The sequence below is a fragment of the Desulfosarcina sp. genome (assembly GCF_041551955.1).
Taxonomy (GTDB): Bacteria; Desulfobacterota; Desulfobacteria; order Desulfobacterales; family Desulfosarcinaceae; genus Desulfosarcina.
This window is the reverse complement of record NZ_JBFELV010000519.1, coordinates 1-3281: the sequence shown is the minus strand read 5'-3', so window position 1 is coordinate 3281 and position 3281 is coordinate 1. Positions and strand designations below refer to the sequence as shown.

General features: G+C 55.3%; 3 protein-coding genes. All 3 read left to right on the top strand.

What is annotated here, in order from left to right; all coding sequences use genetic code 11:
- Window positions 1-384 precede the first annotated feature (384 nt).
- Window positions 385-1410: a TRAP transporter substrate-binding protein gene (locus ABYV26_RS23445; protein ID WP_372683775.1), complete on the top strand. Its 1026-nt coding sequence runs from the start codon at window positions 385-387 to the stop codon at window positions 1408-1410.
- A gap of 69 nt (window positions 1411-1479) precedes the next feature.
- On the top strand, window positions 1480-1968 hold the full coding sequence (locus ABYV26_RS23440) for a TRAP transporter small permease (protein ID WP_372683774.1): 489 nt from the start codon (window positions 1480-1482) through the stop codon (window positions 1966-1968).
- The coding region (locus ABYV26_RS23435) for a TRAP transporter large permease (RefSeq protein ID WP_372683773.1) at window positions 1965-3281 on the top strand (1317 nt) is incomplete at its 3' end. The genes ABYV26_RS23440 and ABYV26_RS23435, both read left to right, overlap by 4 nt.

The following is a 3281-nucleotide window of genomic DNA, read 5'->3' as shown; positions in this document are numbered from 1 at the left end:
TGAGGCGCACTATTTTTCCGTGAGTATGATGGGTGTCATAGACAGAAGACGATGTTTACCAGTAAATCATTATGAAATTTTTATATAATTAATGAATTGTATTCACTTTTCAGCAAATGAATTGCATTCACTTTTCAGCGATGGCATGGTGCAGTTGGTATCTTATATTGGATTGAGAACTAAATGGTCGGCCAGCGACGATGGCCGGTTGCCAAATGTCGTCATATATGCAAGGTTTTATCGTTCCTATGGCGTATTCATGAACAGCTTTCCCCGATGACAAAATGATATTCGTCTGGCCCGAGCATCCGAAGGGGTGCATTGGGAGATCGTGAACGGCGCAAGGCACACACTTGTCCACCCATAATAGGTAAGGAGGTTGCCATGAAACATCGTATTGCTGCTTCGTTTTTGGCCTTGTCGATCAGTCTTGTATTATTCACCGCGATGCCGGCCGTCACCCAAGCCGGTCCCGTCAAACTCACCTACAGCAATTTTTTCCCGCCGAGTCACGTTCAGAGCATACTGGCCGAGGCCTGGTGCAAGGAGGTCGAAAAACGCACCGACGGAAAGGTCACCGTCGATTATTTCCCGGGGGGAACGCTTACCAAGGCCCAGCAATGTTATGATGGCGTGGTGGAAGGGTTATCCGATATCGGTTTTTCCGTTCTGGCATATACCCGGGGCCGTTTCCCGCTCATCTCAGCCGTGGATTTGCCCCTCGGGTATCACAGCGGCGTAGTCGCCACGGAGGTGATCAACCGCGTTTACAAGAAATTCCAGCCCAAGGAATTCGATGACGTCAAGGTGATGTACCTGCATGCCCATGGCCCGGGCCTGGTTCATACCAAGGGCAAAGCGGTGCGCAAACTCGAGGACATGCAAGGCCTGAAGTTCAGGGCCCACGGCACCAGTGCCCTGGTGGTCCAGGCGCTGGGTGGCACCCCCGTTCCCAAGCCCATGCCGGAAACCTACGAAATGCTTCAAAAGGGAGTGGTTGACGGTGCGCTCTACCCCATGGAATCCAACAAGGGCTGGAAACTCGGCGAAGTGACCGACTATATGACCGCTGCTTTCGATTCGGCCTATACGACCTCTTTTTTCGTGGTCATGAGCAAAGACAAATGGCAATCTCTGCCGGCCGATGTCCAACAGGCGATCGAGGCAATCAACGTCGAGTGGGCCGTCAAACACGGCGAGGCGTGGGACACCAGCGACATGCTGGGGATGAAGTACTTCCTTGGCCAGGGGGGCGAGATCATCGGTCTCGACGAGAAGGAACAAGCCCGCTGGAAAAAAGCGGTCGCGCCCATCATCAGTGATTATGTGGTCGATGCCCAAAAGAAGGGAATCGGCAACGCCCAAGAAGTCGTCGATTTCATCGTCAAGACCCTGGGCGAACTGCAGTAAGCCCCTCAAAAAAAAGGAGCCGCCCAGGCGGCTCCTTATATTCCCACCCTAAAGAGTGAACGAGTGGAAATGAACATCCTGATTAAGTTATCCGGACAATTGCGGAAATTTTTAAAATGTCTGGGCGCTGTCTGTTTGATGGGAATGACCCTGCTGACCTGTGCCGACGTGGTCGGCCGCTACCTGGGGCACCCCATCTTAGGATCGGTCGAGATCGTCGGGTTCATGGCCACGTTGACAGCGGCCCTGGCCCTGCCCTACACCCATGAAGCCAGGGGGCACGCCGGTGTCGAAATCCTGGTCCGCCTGCTTTCCACGCGGACCCAGGCCATCATCGAGCTGTGCACCCATGCGATCAGTCTGCTGCTGTTTGGTGTCGTCACCTGGCGCATGACCCGCTATGCCGCAACGATTCATCGTTCCGGCGAAGTGTCCATGAACCTTGAATTCCCCCTGCATTCAATTATATTTCTCACCGCTTTCTGTTTTCTGGTACTCACGTTGACCATCCTCGAAGACGTCATCAACAATGTCAAACTGCTAATGGGTAAGAAATGAGTCCTACACTGGTTGGAATCCTTGGCCTGCTGATCATGCTGGCGATTTTCCTGACCCGGATGCCTGTGGCCTACGTCATGATCCTAGTGGGTTGGGTGGGTTTCAGTTCGATGATCTCCGTTAAAGGAGGCTTGAACCTGCTGTCCAGAAATATTTATGAAACCTTTTCATCATACGGCCTGACCACGATCCCGTTGTTTATCCTCATGGGTCAGCTGGCCTTCAACAGCGGCATCGGCAAGCGGTTGTATGCCACGGCCTACAAATTTTTAGGCAGCACGCGGGGCGGACTGGCCATGGCCACTGTTACCGCCTGCACCGCCTTCGGGGCGGTGTGCGGATCGAGCCCGGCGACTGCCGCCACCATGGCTACCGTCGGATTGCCAGAGATGAAACGCTACCACTACGCGGATGAACTGAGTTCCGGTTCCGTTGCCTCCGGCGGGGGCCTGGGCATGATCATGCCGCCCAGCGTGGTGTTGATTGTTTACGGCATCCTGACCGAACAATCCATCGGCGCGCTGTTCGTGGCCGGCATCCTCCCGGCCATCGTCATGACGATTCTTTTCATCATTACCATCTTTGTTCACTGCCGGCTGTATCCGGATCAGGGCCCCCCCGGCGAAACATTCACCTGGGGAGAAAAATTCCGATCGTTGACCGGCATGGGTGACACCGTATTGGTCTTCATCCTGGTGATGGCCGGCCTGTTTTTCGGATTTTTCACACCTACGGAAGCGGCAGCCGTGGGTGTTTTCGGGGTTCTGGCCGTCTCTGTTGTCCGCAGGCAGCTGAGTTGGGATGGATTCGTCAAGTCCTTGTATGAAACCCTGCGCACATCCTGCATGGTCATGTTTCTAATCGCCGGTGCCGTGGTCTTGGGAAAATTCCTGGCCGTTACGCGGATACCCTATGACATCGCCGCCTGGGTCGGCGATCTCGACCTGCCGCCATTTCTGATTCTGGCTACTGTGGTCGGCGTGTATCTGATCGGCGGCTGCATCATGGACGCGCTCGCCCTGGTGATGCTGACGATCCCCATTTTTTACCCCATTGTGATCACGCAACTGGGTTATGACCCCATCTGGTTCGGCGTCATCATCGTACTCGTGACCCAAATGGGCGTGATTACGCCGCCGGTGGGGATCAATGTCTACGTCGTCTATGGGGTCGCACAGGGTGCGGTCGGGGCAGGCCATGGTCATGATCGTTTCGGCCTCGCACCACACGGCCGTCTGGCCGTCGCAGCGGCCCTCGAAGGTCTCGCCCGCGCAGGGGTCCACGGGCGGCAGGCACCGGTTGTTGCCGGACGT